This is a genomic window from Polaribacter gochangensis (genome assembly GCF_046224025.1).
Classification (GTDB): Bacteria; Bacteroidota; Bacteroidia; order Flavobacteriales; family Flavobacteriaceae; genus Polaribacter; species Polaribacter gochangensis.
On the sequence record NZ_JBJXRF010000001.1, the window covers coordinates 981304 to 995337 of the forward strand.

17 protein-coding genes are annotated in these 14034 nt (G+C 30.6%); 8 read left to right on the plus strand and 9 right to left on the minus strand.

All coding sequences use genetic code 11. The features are described from left to right. Nucleotides 1-26: 26 nt before the first annotated feature. The 4 genes from ACEWL1_RS04580 to ACEWL1_RS04595 all read right to left on the minus strand — a co-directional run bounded on the left by ACEWL1_RS04580 (nucleotide 27) and on the right by ACEWL1_RS04595 (nucleotide 2991). Complete coding sequence (locus ACEWL1_RS04580; RefSeq protein WP_409232100.1) at nucleotides 27-677, minus strand: hypothetical protein; 651 nt, start codon at nucleotides 675-677, stop codon at nucleotides 27-29. An 89-nt stretch (nucleotides 678-766) separates the two neighbouring features. Next, on the minus strand, nucleotides 767-1180 hold the full coding sequence (gene mscL, locus ACEWL1_RS04585; protein ID WP_409232101.1) for a large-conductance mechanosensitive channel protein MscL: 414 nt from the start codon (nucleotides 1178-1180) through the stop codon (nucleotides 767-769). 44 nt (nucleotides 1181-1224) lie between these two features. Next, entirely contained in the window at nucleotides 1225-2328 is a 1104-nt protein-coding gene (gene alr, locus ACEWL1_RS04590; RefSeq protein WP_409232102.1) for an alanine racemase, read from the minus strand. A 15-nt stretch (nucleotides 2329-2343) separates the two neighbouring features. Further along, complete coding sequence (locus tag ACEWL1_RS04595; RefSeq protein ID WP_409232103.1) at nucleotides 2344-2991, minus strand: thymidine kinase; 648 nt, start codon at nucleotides 2989-2991, stop codon at nucleotides 2344-2346. A 102-nt stretch (nucleotides 2992-3093) separates the two neighbouring features. Here ACEWL1_RS04595 and ACEWL1_RS04600 point away from each other — a divergent pair, with 102 nt between their 5' ends. Genes ACEWL1_RS04600 through ACEWL1_RS04615 form a run of 4 tightly spaced genes read left to right on the plus strand, consistent with a single transcriptional unit; the run spans nucleotide 3094 to nucleotide 5812 of the window. Continuing rightward, nucleotides 3094-3879: a hypothetical protein gene (locus ACEWL1_RS04600; RefSeq protein ID WP_409232104.1), complete on the plus strand. Its 786-nt coding sequence runs from the start codon at nucleotides 3094-3096 to the stop codon at nucleotides 3877-3879. 10 nt (nucleotides 3880-3889) lie between these two features. Further along, nucleotides 3890-4282, plus strand: a complete 393-nt coding sequence (locus ACEWL1_RS04605) for a DUF6165 family protein (RefSeq protein WP_409232105.1) — start codon at nucleotides 3890-3892, stop codon at nucleotides 4280-4282. A 31-nt stretch (nucleotides 4283-4313) separates the two neighbouring features. Then, nucleotides 4314-4787, plus strand: coding sequence for a hypothetical protein (locus tag ACEWL1_RS04610; protein ID WP_409232106.1), 474 nt, complete (start codon nucleotides 4314-4316; stop codon nucleotides 4785-4787). Nucleotides 4788-4810: 23 nt separating this feature from the next. Then, the gene (locus ACEWL1_RS04615) at nucleotides 4811-5812 is read left to right on the plus strand and encodes a DUF3089 domain-containing protein (protein ID WP_409232107.1); all 1002 of its coding nucleotides are present in this window, start codon (nucleotides 4811-4813) and stop codon (nucleotides 5810-5812) included. Between the two features lie 97 nt (nucleotides 5813-5909). Here the strand turns inward: ACEWL1_RS04615 and ACEWL1_RS04620 are convergent, their stop codons facing one another. Continuing rightward, nucleotides 5910-6260 carry an arsenate reductase family protein gene (locus tag ACEWL1_RS04620; protein WP_409232108.1) on the minus strand — a complete coding sequence of 117 codons (351 nt, stop codon included), beginning with the start codon at nucleotides 6258-6260 and terminating at the stop codon, nucleotides 5910-5912. A 37-nt stretch (nucleotides 6261-6297) separates the two neighbouring features. Between ACEWL1_RS04620 and ACEWL1_RS04625 the strand changes: the two genes are divergently transcribed. Both ACEWL1_RS04625 and ACEWL1_RS04630 read left to right on the plus strand, forming a co-directional pair. After that, entirely contained in the window at nucleotides 6298-6753 is a 456-nt protein-coding gene (locus ACEWL1_RS04625) for a DinB family protein (RefSeq protein ID WP_409232109.1), read from the plus strand. A 20-nt stretch (nucleotides 6754-6773) separates the two neighbouring features. Further along, the gene (locus ACEWL1_RS04630) at nucleotides 6774-7925 is read left to right on the plus strand and encodes a cystathionine gamma-synthase (protein WP_409232110.1); all 1152 of its coding nucleotides are present in this window, start codon (nucleotides 6774-6776) and stop codon (nucleotides 7923-7925) included. Nucleotides 7926-7962: 37 nt separating this feature from the next. On the opposite strand, the gene ACEWL1_RS04635 is transcribed toward ACEWL1_RS04630, so the two are convergent. The 3 genes from ACEWL1_RS04635 to ACEWL1_RS04645 all read right to left on the minus strand — a co-directional run bounded on the left by ACEWL1_RS04635 (nucleotide 7963) and on the right by ACEWL1_RS04645 (nucleotide 11181). Then, complete coding sequence (locus ACEWL1_RS04635; protein ID WP_409232111.1) at nucleotides 7963-8760, minus strand: THC0290_0291 family protein; 798 nt, start codon at nucleotides 8758-8760, stop codon at nucleotides 7963-7965. Between the two features lie 62 nt (nucleotides 8761-8822). Beyond that, entirely contained in the window at nucleotides 8823-10430 is a 1608-nt protein-coding gene (locus ACEWL1_RS04640) for an Ig-like domain-containing protein (protein ID WP_409232265.1), read from the minus strand. A 64-nt stretch (nucleotides 10431-10494) separates the two neighbouring features. Beyond that, nucleotides 10495-11181 carry a ComF family protein gene (locus ACEWL1_RS04645; protein ID WP_409232112.1) on the minus strand — a complete coding sequence of 229 codons (687 nt, stop codon included), beginning with the start codon at nucleotides 11179-11181 and terminating at the stop codon, nucleotides 10495-10497. 41 nt (nucleotides 11182-11222) lie between these two features. Here ACEWL1_RS04645 and ACEWL1_RS04650 point away from each other — a divergent pair, with 41 nt between their 5' ends. Together ACEWL1_RS04650 and ACEWL1_RS04655 are read left to right on the plus strand one after the other, a co-directional pair. Continuing rightward, nucleotides 11223-11786, plus strand: coding sequence for a class I SAM-dependent methyltransferase (locus tag ACEWL1_RS04650; RefSeq protein WP_409232113.1), 564 nt, complete (start codon nucleotides 11223-11225; stop codon nucleotides 11784-11786). 45 nt (nucleotides 11787-11831) lie between these two features. After that, nucleotides 11832-13373, plus strand: a complete 1542-nt coding sequence (locus ACEWL1_RS04655; RefSeq protein WP_409232114.1) for a glycine--tRNA ligase — start codon at nucleotides 11832-11834, stop codon at nucleotides 13371-13373. Between the two features lie 115 nt (nucleotides 13374-13488). Here ACEWL1_RS04655 and ACEWL1_RS04660 read toward each other — a convergent pair whose 3' ends face one another. After that, on the minus strand, nucleotides 13489-13989 hold the full coding sequence (locus ACEWL1_RS04660) for a hypothetical protein (protein ID WP_409232115.1): 501 nt from the start codon (nucleotides 13987-13989) through the stop codon (nucleotides 13489-13491). Nucleotides 13990-14034 lie beyond the last annotated feature (45 nt).

Sequence of the window (14034 nt, forward strand, 5' to 3'; positions counted from 1 at the left end):
TTGAATATATAAAGTGTTGATGATAATTATTTGTTGAGTTTATACTTTCGAATAGAAATAAAATGATATAAACTTAATGCTTTCAGGCTATTTATTTTATTTCCGTAATTTGTTGAATTCCCGTGCATAATCCCATGACGCATTAATTCTGAATTTGAAGATTTATTTGGGATATAATTTTTATTAACAGGATTTTCGTCATTAAATATATTCAATAGAAAATGATTTTTATTTTTCTTTTTGATTTTTTGAATATATGATTTTGTGAATAGTTTTCCTTTTGTCAATCCATCGGAAAGAGATATAAATAATATTGTAGAGGCATAAAATAACTTCATTTTATGACAATGAAAAGCTTCTTTGATTATTTGACTAGATTCTTTATTTAACTTAGATAAATCAGTTTCTATTTCGTTAAGGTTATCTTCAAAGATGATCTTAATTTTTTCTTCAGCTTTTTTGATATTTGTTTCATTTAATAATTTTAAAATTATTAGAACCTCTTCAAGGCTAGATCCATCATAAATGTACCAGCCGTACTCAGCGAATAATTGATCATGCTCTTTAAACATCATACCCATTTCAACGGGATATTCTTTTTTAAGTTTTTCAAAAATTGATGTAGTTTTTTTTAAAAACTCTTTTATTTCAGGTGTTATGATTCTGTTTTTTTCCATTTAACAACTTTTAATTGCAACTTATCTATAAAGATAAAAAAAACCGAAGCATTAATACTTCGGTTTTAATTTTATAAAAAACAAGAATCTTATTTCTTCGCTAATAAATCTCTAATTTCAGCTAATAAATCTTCTTGGCTTGGGCCAGCTGGTGGAGCAGGAGCCGCAGCTTCTTCTTTCTTCTTAGTTGCGTTAATTCCTTTGATAATCATAAACATTACAAATGCTACAATAATAAAATCGATTACATTGGTTAAAAAATCACCGTACAAAATAGCAACTTCTCCAGTTACTTTTCCGGTTGCATCAGCAACACCTTCGGTAACTACATATTTTAAATCTCTAAAATCTGCCTTAAATACCAAGCCAATTAACGGAGAAACAATTCCGCCTGTAAATGAAGTTACTACTTGTTTAAAAGCTGCACCCATTACAAAACCAACTGCAATGTCTACCAAATTCCCTTTTACAGCAAATTCTTTAAATTCTTTTAACATTCCCATATTATTCGTTTTTATAGTTAATAAGTAGCCAATTTAAGAAAATTTTAACATTTTAGCAATCTTCTTTTTATACGCTGAGAGATTGCGGTTAAGATTTCGTAGGAAATAGTTTCAGATTTTTGAGCCATTTCGTTCACCATTTCTTGAGAATTAAAGACGATTACTTCGTCACTTTCTTTACAATCAATGTTAGAAACATCAACCATAATCATGTCCATACACACATTACCAATAATTGGCGCTTTTTTATTGTTGATTAAAACCGAGTATTTTTTATTCCCTAACTTTCTTGAAATTCCGTCTGCATGACCCACTGGAATTGTGGCTGTCTTCATGGATTTGTTTGCAGTAAAAGCTCTATTATATCCAATAGATTCTCCAGTCTCAATAGTATGAATCTGAGAAATAATTGATTTTAAGGAAAGCACATTTTTAAGTTGTTTTGTTTCCTTTTCGTCATTGCCAAAACCATACAATCCAATTCCCAAACGCACCATGTCAAATTGTGCTTGCGGATAATTAATGATTCCAGATGTATTTAGCAAATGCACCATTGGTTTGTAATTTAAATGCTGATAAAATTGCTTTACAATAAAGGCAAAATCGTTGATTTGATTGACTGTAAATTCTTTTTCATTGGCATCTTCGCTTGCTGCCAAATGCGAAAAAAGTGAAGTAATTTTCACATGACTTGTTGCTGCAATTCTAGATAAAATTAACGGAACATCTGTGTGCCAAAAACCAATTCTGTTTAAGCCCGTATTAAATTTTAAATGAATTGGATAGTTTAATAAAACGTTCGTGTCTGCCAATTCTAAAAAAGCATTAAAAATTTTAAAACTGTATAAGTTTGGTTCTAGTTGATGTTGAATTAGCAACTCTAAATTTGGTATTTGAGGATGCAACACCAAAATTGGTTTTTCAATTCCTGCTTTTCGCAAAGCAATTCCTTCATCTGTATAAGCAACTGCAAAATAAGCGACGTTGTTTTCTAAGAGTTTGGCAATTTTTGAAGCTTCACTTCCGTAACCAAACGCTTTTACAACCACTAAAATTTTGGTGTCTTTTTCTAATTTATCTTTAAAATATTGAAGATTATGCTGTGCAGCCTTTCCATCAATTTCTAAAATAGTTACATGATTATTCATTTATGCTGAACTTGTTTATTCTGAACTTGTTTCAGGATCTTTTAAATTAGATTCCAATTTTTCTGAAGCCAACTTTTCAGCTTTCTGTAATTGCAATGCTTTGTAATACGCAGCTCTACTTAAAGGCTCATATTCGTCAACTTCACCCAATAAGACTAAATTATCATTTTGCGCTTTTCTAAAACTATAATGTGCTAAATTCCCGGTATGTGTACAAACAGCATGTACTTTAGTTACGTATTCTGCAGTTGCCATTAAAGCAGGCATTGGCCCAAACGGATTTCCTTTAAAATCCATATCTAAACCAGCAACAATTACACGAATTCCTCTGTTTGCTAAATCGTTACAAACCGCAACAATTTCATCATCAAAAAACTGCGCTTCATCAATTCCAACAACATCTACATCATTTGCTAACAATCTAATATTTGCTGATGAAGGAACTGGCGTAGAACGAATACGATTGTCGTTATGAGAAACCACTTCTTCATCGTCGTAACGCGTATCAACCGCAGGTTTAAAAATTTCTACACGTTGTTTTGCAAATTGTGCTCGCTTTAATCTGCGAATCAATTCTTCTGTTTTACCAGAAAACATTGAGCCACAAATTACTTCAATCCAACCAAATTGTTCTGTATGATTTACCGTATTTTCGAGAAACATTTTGTAATTTTATGCTTGAAATATGATTATAATTGTATTTTACTTCAAGTCTTACAAATTTATAAAAATATAGATGCCAAGCATCAATTAATTTATCAACTTATGCACAAAAAATTAGCAGCCGACTTAACAAGTATTGCACATAGTATTTTGCAACTAAAAAACAAAGAAGATGTTTTAGTGTTGAAAGAAAAAGCCTACGAAGTTTATGAAAAACTAACCGTTTTGGCTTATGTTGATGAATATATACATACAACTCCGAACGCTACCGAAACAAAAGAAGAAATTCTTAAAAAGATAGAAAATGTGGTTAAAAAAGTTAAAGAACCTACATTAGAAATTGTAGATGATAAACAAGAAAATGAGTTTACAGAAGTAGAACCGATTACAAAAAAAGTAAAAAAAATTGTTGAAGAATTTGCAATTGATAAAGAAGAAAAAGAAGAGCCAAGCATAAAAGTTGCTGAAGAAATTACAGAACAACCGTTTGATGAATTAGAACAAACATTGTTTTCTGCTGAAAGTGTTGAAGAAAAATCAGTAACTAAAGACAAAAAAACAATTACTCTAGAAGAAGAGTTAAATGACACTATTTCTATAGAAGTTGCTGCAGATTTATTTGAAAAACCAGCAATTAAAAAATCGTTAAACGATCAATTACAACAAAATATACATATTGGGTTGAATGACAGAATTGCTTTTGTAAAAAACCTTTTTGATGGAAGTCAAGAAGAGTTTAACAGAGTTGTTTCTCAATTAAACACGATTAAAACAGCAAAAGAAGCAAAAAAGTTTATCAATAAAATGGTAAAACCAGAGTACGATTGGTCTAACCAAGAAGAGTATGAGGAGCGCTTTTTTGAAATTATAGAACGTAAATTCGCATAAAATATACAGGATGAAAATTGAAGTATCAAACGGAGAAATTTTAGACAAATACACCATTTTAGAAATCAAACTTTCTAAAATTAAAGACGCAAAAAAGTTAGTCAATATTCAGCATGAATATGATACGTTAACACCAGATGTAAAAAATATGTATGCGGTTGCAAAAGATAAATTGCATCTTAAAAAATTACAGAATGATTTGTTAGAAGTCAACAAGAAATTGTGGAAAATAGAAGACGATATTAGAGAATGCGAACGTGCAAAAGACTTTAGTCAAACCTTTATTGATTTAGCACGTGCTGTGTATTATGTAAATGATGACAGATCTGATGTTAAAAAAGAAATTAACACATACACTGGCTCAGATTTGGTTGAAGAAAAATCTTATGAAGATTATAAATAAAAAGAGCAAAACCATTATAACATACAAATAAATGAAAAGATTAATATTACTTGGTTTAATTTTAGTAACAGGATTTGGTACCGTTAATGCACAAAAAATTGAATCTAAAAAAGTTTTAGGAAGTTATATATACAAACAAAATGACAGCTATTTATCTAGTAAACAATTGGTTAAGTTGATGGGTAGTAATAATGAGGCATCACAATTAATGAAATCTGCAAACAAAAGTAAAATTTGGGCTACAATATTAGGTGGTGTAGGAGGCGCATTCATTGGTTTTCCAATTGGAACAGCAATTGGAGGAGGTGATGCAAAGTGGGAACTTGCCGGTGTTGGTGCAGCATTGATATTAGTTGCAATACCAATAAACAATAATTACAATAATAAATCTAAAAATGCAGTAGACTTATACAACTCTGGTTTTTCATCAACTTCTTATAGGTTTCAACCTTCATTTAATTTAAATATGAAAGAAAATAGTATTGGAATAACGATGTCCTTTTAATGATAGTTAGCCTAAAAACATATTTGAAAACCATAAGTGTTCTATTATTGCTTGTGTTTTTTTTGGTTGGATGTAAAAGCTCGTATCAAACCATTAGTTTTGAAAAACAAAACATTCCAGATGCCCCAAATTATGCTGACGCAACTTCTTGGGCAGTTTTACCAACAAAATATCCTGAAAGCTTAGAAAAATATGCAACTACAAATCTTCAAGATTTAAAAGCAGATGTTTTTTATGTGTATCCCACTTTGTTAATGGATAAAAAAGTTGCTCGTTGGAACGCAGCAATTGATGATGAAATTCAGAATGATAAAATTATACATACTGCGGTTAAAAATCAAGCTTCTCCATTTGCAACTTCAGGAAAAATTTATGTCCCAATATACAGACAAGCACATATTAAATCGTATAATTTATATACTAAAGGCGGAAAAGAAGCTTTTGAAATTGCCTATGACGACGTAAAAGATGCCTTTGAATATTATTTAAAAAACTACAATAACGGCAGGCCAATTATTATTGTAAGTCATAGTCAAGGAACCAATCACGCCACACAATTGTTAAAAGATTTTATTGACTCGAAACCGTTGCAAAAGCAATTAATTGCCGCATATTTAGTTGGAATGGGAATTCAACCAAACGAATTCAAAACCATTCAACCAATGACAAATCCAACTGAAACTGGTGGTTTTGTTTCTTGGAATACCCGAAAAAAAGGAAGTTACCCGAAAAACAAAAATGTGTATAAAGGAGCGGTAACAACAAATCCAATTACGTGGGATGCTTCTAAAACAACAACTTTAAATCAGCACAAAGGATTTTTATATTCTAACGGAAAATTATATACAAAAGCGTTGAAAATTGAAATCACAGACGGAATGGTTTGGTCTACAAATCCGAAGTTTCCAATGCGGTTTTTCATGTCTTTTATGAAAAATTATCATGTTGGCGACATCAACTTGTTTTGGCAAGATATTAAAGAGAATGTCGAGTTAAGAACAAAAACTTGGTTGGAGAATAATTAAAACGTTTAGTGATTTGAAAAAGCTGAAAAAATGTCTGTTCGAGCGGAGTCGAGAACTATAGATGTTTATTGGGTTTCGACTCCCCTCAACCTGACAATTAATTGGTTAAATATTCTTTCAATCGTTCAACTTCTTTTTTACTATTTCCAATAAAAATTTCATTATCAACAATAAAAACGGGTCTTTTTAAAAAAGTATATTCATCTAAAATATACTGTCTGTAATCTGCTTCAGAAATGGTTTGATTTTTCAAGTCCATTGCTTTATATAACTTTGCACGTTTGTTAAACAATGCTTCGTAACTCTTAGAAAATTTGTGCATTTCTTCAAGTTGTTTTACCGAAATTGGATTGGTTTTTATTTCTTGTTTTTCAAATCCATCAAGATTTACTTCTTTTAAAATTCTTCGGCAAGTATCACAAGTTTGTAAAAAGTAGACTTTTTTCATTTTATACGTTATATTTGATGCTAAATTAGGATAAAAAATGAAAACACAATTCGAAATATTAATCAAATCGAGAGAACTTGTTTTGCAAGTAATCGATGATTTAACAATTGAACAATTACATTTAATTCCGAAAGGATTTAAAAATAATATTGCTTGGAATGTAGCGCATTTGGTTGTTACGCAACAATTGTTGCATTATAAGCTTTCAGGTGTAAATTGTTTAGTGCCCGATGATTTAATCGCAAATTATAGAAAAGGAACTTTTCCAGAAAGAGAGTTTAATAACGAAGAGTTTGACGAAATCAAAGAATTATTAATTGCTTTGCCAGAAACCTTGATAGAAGATTACGAAGCGGGTATTTTTCAAGATTACGAAGCATACGAAACCAGTACAGGTTTTGTGTTAGATTCTTTAGAAACAGCGATTTCTTTTAATAATTTTCACGAAGGAATGCATTTAGGAATCATCAGATCAATAAAAAAATTAGTGTAAAATACATAAGATTTTTAAAGTTGAAATTTAACACAAAAACAATACACGGCGGTCAACAAAACGATCCTTCAACAGGAGCAGTAATGCCGCCAATTTATCAAACATCAACGTATGCGCAATCAAGTCCTGGAAAACACAAAGGTTATGCATATTCTAGAACTGCAAATCCAACTAGAACCGCATTAGAAAAAAGTTTTGCAGCCATAGAAAACGGAACGCACGGTTTGGCTTTTTCATCTGGATTAGCTGCAATTGATTGTGTTTTAAGAACTTTAAAGTCTGGTGATGAAGTTATTGCAGGTGATGATTTGTATGGAGGAACGTATAGAATCTTTACAAGAATGTTTGAAAAACAAGGATTGAAATTTTCTTATGTTGATATGAATTCTGTTGAGAATGTTACCAATGCGATTACAGAAAAAACAAAACTAGTTTGGATAGAAACACCTACAAACCCATTAATGAAAATTGCAGATATAGCAGAAATTACAAAAGCAGTTAAGGCAGTAAATTCTATTATTTTAATTGGAGTAGATAATACTTTTGCAACTCCGTATTTACAGCAACCTTTAAATTTAGGTGTAGATATTGTAATGCATTCTGCGACAAAATATTTAGGCGGACATTCTGATTTGGTAATGGGAGCTTTAATGGTTAACGATGAAAAATTAGCAGAAGAATTACATTTTATTCAGTTTGCTGCTGGTGCAATCGCTGGCCCAATGGATTCATTTTTAGCACTTCGAGGCATTAAAACCCTACACATTAGAATGCAGCGTCATTGTGAAAACGGCAGTGCAGTTGCTGCTTATTTAGTAAAACATCCGAAGGTGAAAGAGGTTTATTTTCCAGGTTTAGAAAACCATCCGAGTTATGAAATTGCAAAAAAACAAATGAAAGATTTTGGAGGAATGGTTTCCTTTAAACTAAAAGATGAAACTCAAAAAGCTACATTTACTTTTTTAGAAAATACAAAAATATTTACGTTGGCAGAATCTTTAGGCGGAGTAGAGAGTTTGGTAAATCATCCTACAACAATGACACATGGAAGCATTCCTGAAGAAGAACGTTTAAAAATCGGAATAACAGATTCGTTAATTCGTCTAAGTGTAGGAATTGAAGATGTTGAAGATTTGTTAGAGGATTTAGAACAAGCTTTAGATAAATCATAAAAACAAACAAAAAAGAGTTGTGCGTTTTTTTTACATTCTATTTTTTACAAAAGATTCCTCCAGCAAAATTTAAGTGATAAATAATTCCAACTTGAACATGAATTAGCCATTCATTATTTTTGTTTTCTATTACATCAGCTTGCAAACCATCTACAGCGTCCGAGAAAAAGAATTGCCAATTAAAATTGGCCGCTAAATCAAACTTTTCTGTTAATTTATAACGCGTTCCAGCACCCAAAATAAAAGAGAATGTTCCGCCGTTTCCAACATTTAAATTATCTAGAATTCTATATTTACTTGGTAAAATAGAAATATCGGTTCTCCAATCTCCTAAATCAGAAGTTAAAGTGTTTTTATAGTACGAAAATTTAAGACCAACACTTACATAGGGGTTCCATTTCATTTCAGAATAAGGAAACATAAATTCCCTTAAATCCTTAAAGTAATATTCAGCTTGTACTCCATAATTAAGCATGGAAATTGTTCCTTTCATTGCTCTTAACTGTACTGCCAATGGATTACTTCCTTGCGTATATACACCATGATGTTGAAAATCACCTTTGGTCATTATGTTAAATTCAGTTTTAACCATTAAATGATTGGCAATATCATCTTCTGCATTCCAACGAGTATCTATATTAAAGAAATGAAGGTAATGTATTAAACTAAAAGACATAGCGCTATTTCCATAACTGCTTAAAAAGTTGCCTCTTTGGCCATAGTCTGTTTGAACGGTAGCAGTACCAGCAAAGAAACCAACGTCGTGTGTTAGATGTTGGGCATTTGCAGATAAGGCTATTACGAGAAAGAATAATATTTTTAGGGGTTTCCTCAAGAAATAGTTTTATAAGTTGACAAATATATTAAAACGAGGGTAAAACAATAACTCGATTATGATTAATTTATTGTAAATATCTCAGAAAAATTCCAATTTGCTTTTATACTAAATGTAATTGGCAAATAAATTACTTTTTCTGGTTCCTTTTTTTTCAAATAATTACCAGTATCCCATTTCTTATTGCTGTTTGTATCTAGAATTGCTCTGATAATATAATTGCCTGGTGGAAGTAGTTCAAATTTGATGTTTTTAGTATCTGTAACGTACGTTCTTTGAATTACTTTTTTGTCTTTTTCTGATAACAATTCTACAATTACTGAAGATAAAGGTTTTTTGTTTAGTGTTAAAGAGATGCTTCCATAATCTTCAGGTTCTTTTGTGTTAAAATTATAGTTTAAAGTGTCGTTTTGTGTTTCAAAAATATCTGTTAAAGCTTTGGGTAAAAGTGTTAATTTATAATTTGTATTGTATTTTTTATCAAATAAAAACTGAATTTTATTTGTAGATTTTTTTAATATATGCTGATAAATTACCGCCACAGAATCTTGATCAAAAAAGGCAATCTTAGAGGTGTCTATTTTTATAACAGGATTATTACTCTTTAAAGTTAACGTGTCTTTTAAATCTAAGGTTCTTGTGATGTTAGAATTTATTTTTAAAGAATCCAATACTTTTTTTCTTAGAAAAACTGTTAACGTATCTATATAATTCTCTTTTTTTACTTTAAAAACTAAAGAATCTGTATCAATTTTAGAATGCCAAAGATAAAGGCTGTCTTTTGTATTGTCTAATCTAGATTTACTATTAAAATCCGATGACACATCAGACAAAACACTAATATCAATGTTTTCTCGTTCTCCTTCAAAATCAAAAATAATTTTTCCTTTTGAAGTTTCTTTTGCCGAAATTATTTTAAAAGTCGGAGTTTCTTTAAAAAGCGATAAAGGTTCCTCTAAAATACTATCATTTGGCAATTCTATAAACCGATTGTAAAAACCAATTTTATCTTCTTTCGGATTAAAGGTATAGTTGTTAGAAACATCTTTTAACGCAACTAAAAGATACTTTCCTTCTTTAATATTTGTAATTTTAAACAGTGAATCTAATGCGTTTGTAATGTAATTTGGTTTTTGTTTGTAGATAATAGAATCTGAATATGTAGAATCTACTTCATACAGTAAAATACTAATGTCTTTGTCAAATTTATTATTAAAAGCGTCTTTAATAAATCCTTTTGTTTTTAGGGAGTCTACATAGTTGCCAGTAGAAAAAACGTAGTTAAAACTCTTTAAAACATTCCCTTCATTGTTGTCTTCAATGCTATTTCCGAAATTAAAAATATAGGTAGTATTTTCTTTTAACGTATCAGTTAATTTTATAGTAATTTCTTTGCTTGGAGATCCTTGCGGACTAATTGTAGGAAAATATTTTAACGGCGGAGAAATTACCAGTTGTTGATTTACGTTTTTCAACGTAATATATTCATCAAACGAAAGTTTAATTTTTTTGCTATTAAAATGAATGCTTTTATAAGGAGGATTTGCAGTTACCATAACCGGAGCTAAACTATCTTTTAGTCCGCCATTTGGTCTTCCTTTTTTTGCGCAATTACTTGTTAAAAGGATTACTGCAAAAACAAAAATAATATGTTTTATAAAAGGTTTCAGTTGCTTTAATTTTACTGCAAAATAACAATTTTTTTACTGTAAAATGATTCATTTTTTAGTTAAATTATTCTGTATATGCCATTGTTACAATACTAATTTTAATGTTTTCTGCTTGTAGCAATTCCTTGCAACAAGATTCTAAAGTTGCTCCAGTTGTAATTACGTCGTCAATTAATAAGATGTGTTTGTTTTTTAAGGCGGATGGATTTGGTACACTAAATTTTGTATCGTTGTTGCTAAATCTTTCGAAACGCTGTTTAAACGTTTGGGTTTTTGAGCTAGAAGTTCTAATTAAAACATCATCTAGATATGGTTTTTCTAGATGTTTTGACACAGTTAATCCGAAAGTTGTTAGCTGATTGTATCCGCGTTTTTTTTGTTTTTTTGGATGTAACGGAACCGGAATAATACAATCGAGGTCAGTAAATTCATTAGATTCTTTTAAAACATGACCAAACCAATCACCGATAAAATAACCAACTTCTTGATTGACTTTGTACTTTAAAGCATGAATTAGGTCTTTTGTTTTTCCGTCTTTTCTGTAAGATAAAAAAGAGTTTGCTTTTACTATCGAAATTCTTCCATAAAAAGCTTTTGTAATTTTATTATCTTTATAGTCTTTGTAACAAATTATTGGTAAATCATGTCTACAAAGTGTACAGATGATTTTTTCGGATTGTAATAACTTTGATTCGCAAGTAATGCATATCTTCGGAAAAAATAAATGCAAAACATCTTGTAAATATTTCATTTTCTTAGCTTTTTAAAGTTAAGATACTAAAAAACATATTAGTGGGTAAAAAAATCGACTTTTTTAAAGTAGCTGTAAAGAACATAAAAACTTCTGGGACCGTAACTCCTAGTTCAAGGTTTTTGGCTCAAAAAATGTTAAAAGAAATCGATTTTTCTTCTTGCAAAGTATTGGTAGAATTAGGTCCAGGAAACGGTGTAATTACAAATCAAATATTAAAAAAGTTACAACCAAATTCTCATTTAATTTGCTTTGAAGTAAATGATATTTTTTACGAAAATTTAAAAAAGATAAAGCATCCGCAGTTAACAGTTTTAAAAGCATCCGCAGAAGAAATACGGCCAGAAATGGAAAAGTTAGGGTATTCAAAAGCCTGCCATATTGTTTCAAGTTTGCCGCTTACAATTATTCCAAATACAATTTCTGAAGCCATTTTAGAAAATTCGTTAAACTCATTACATAAAAACGGAACTTTTATTCAATATCAATATAGTTTAACCTACTACAAAAAGCTAAAAGCTGTTTTTAAAGAAAAAATATCTTTAGATTTTGAACTGTTAAATTTCCCGCCCGCATTTGTATATCGATGCAAAAAAGAGCATTAATTTTTTCTTGTTAACTTTTTAGATTACTGTATCTTTGCACTCATTATGGCAAAACAAGAAGATCAATTTAAAAAAGTGTTATCGCACGCTAAAGAATACGGTTATGTATTTCAATCCTCTGAAATTTATGACGGATTAAGCGCTGTGTATGATTACGCTCAAAATGGCGTTGAGTTAAAGAAAAATATTAGAGATTATTGGTGGAAAGCAATGGTGCAAATGCACGAAAATATTGTGGGTATTGATGCTGCAATTTTAATGCATCCAACAACTTGGAAAGCTTCTGGACATGTAGATGCTTTTAACGATCCATTAATTGATAATAAAGATTCTAAAAAACGTTACAGAGCTGATGTTTTGGTAGAAGATTTTAGAGAAAAAATCAACGAAAAAATTGAAAAAGATATTATCAAAGCAAAAAAACGTTTTGGCGATGATTTTGATGAGGCAGAGTTTAGAGCAACCAATGCAAATGTGTTGCGTCGTCAAAAACAAATGGATGAAATTACAGTTGAATTGACGCGCGTTCAAGAAGAAAGTGATTTAGTTGGTTTTAGACAGCTTATTATAGATTTAGGAATTGCTTGTCCAGCTTCTGGATCTAAAAATTGGACAGAAGTAAAGCAGTTTAATTTGATGTTTGGAACACAAATTGGTGCTTCAGCAGAAAATTCTACACAAGTGTATTTACGTCCGGAAACAGCTCAAGGAATTTTTGTAAACTTCTTAAATGTGCAAAAAACAGGACGAATGAAAATTCCGTTCGGAATTGCACAAACCGGAAAAGCATTTAGAAACGAGATTGTTGCAAGACAGTTTATTTTTAGAATGCGAGAATTTGAACAAATGGAAATGCAATTTTTTGTAAAGCCAGGAACTCAAAAAGAATGGTACGAAAACTGGAAAGAAACCAGAATGAAATGGCATCTATCTTTAGGAATGGGAGCAGAAAATTACCGTTTTCACGATCATGATAAATTAGCACATTATGCAGATGCAGCAGCAGATATTGAATTTAAATTTCCGTTCGGATTTAAAGAATTAGAAGGAATTCATTCAAGAACAGATTTCGATTTAAAAGCACACGAAGAATTTTCTGGAAAGAAATTACAATATTTTGATCACGAAGAAAATAAAAGCTATGTGCCTTATGTTGTAGAAACTTCTATCGGATTAGATAGAATGTTTTTAGCAGTATTTTCTAACGCGCTACAAGAAGAAGAATTAGAAAACGGAACCACAAGAACAGTGTTGAAATTACCAGCAGTTTTAGCACCTTTTAAAGCGGCAGTTTTACCGTTGGTTAAAAAAGATGGTTTGCCAGAAGTTGCTCGTAAAATTATGGATGATTTAAAATGGGATTTCAATGTTTTTTATGACGAAAAAGACGCTGTTGGAAAACGTTATAGAAGACAAGATGCAAACGGAACGCCATTTTGTATTACGGTAGATCACGATACGTTAAAAGACAATTGTGTAACCATTAGACACAGAGATACGATGGAACAAAAGCGTGTAGCAATTGCTGATTTAAAAGAGATTATCAAAGCAGAAGTTGACGTAAAAACTTGGTTACAAAAAATGTAAACACTAAGTAGCTGAACTTGTTTTTAGCATCTCATTAATATACAAAAAACCACATCTTTATGCTGAATTTATTTCAGTGACAGATGTGGTTTTTTAATTTATAGATCGTTTGGTTTTAAAATCTCCAACCAATATTTACGCCAGTTCTAGGAACCACTATTGGTGAGTTTTCGCTAAATAAATTTCGTCCAGCACCACCATAAACATCAACGGTAAACCCGCCTTCAGAAACATATTTTAATCCAACTGCTACACCTAAAGCACCATCTGTATAATCTTCATATGTGATTGGTCCCCCATTCATTAAGTTTTCTTTTTCTCCAAAGTTTAAGCTAAAAAAACCTTCTCCGAAGAAATTCCAATTGCTATCAGAAGTAAAATAATGACGAAAATATGGAGTTAACGATCTTTGTTCGTTGTATCTAAAATCTGCACTGTTCTTTTCAAAATTAATTAAGGCAGAAACTCCAAATGAAGAGGTTTCATCTATGTATTTTTCATAAGAAACTTCGATAGTTTTTAAAACTAAAGCATCAAAAATATCTAATTTAATTTCTTGTTGTGCTTGTGTATAAGATGCCGATAAAATGGCAATAACGATAAAAAGCTTTTTCATTTTTTGGTTTTAAAATTAGTATTGTTTGTTATATAACGTAAATAA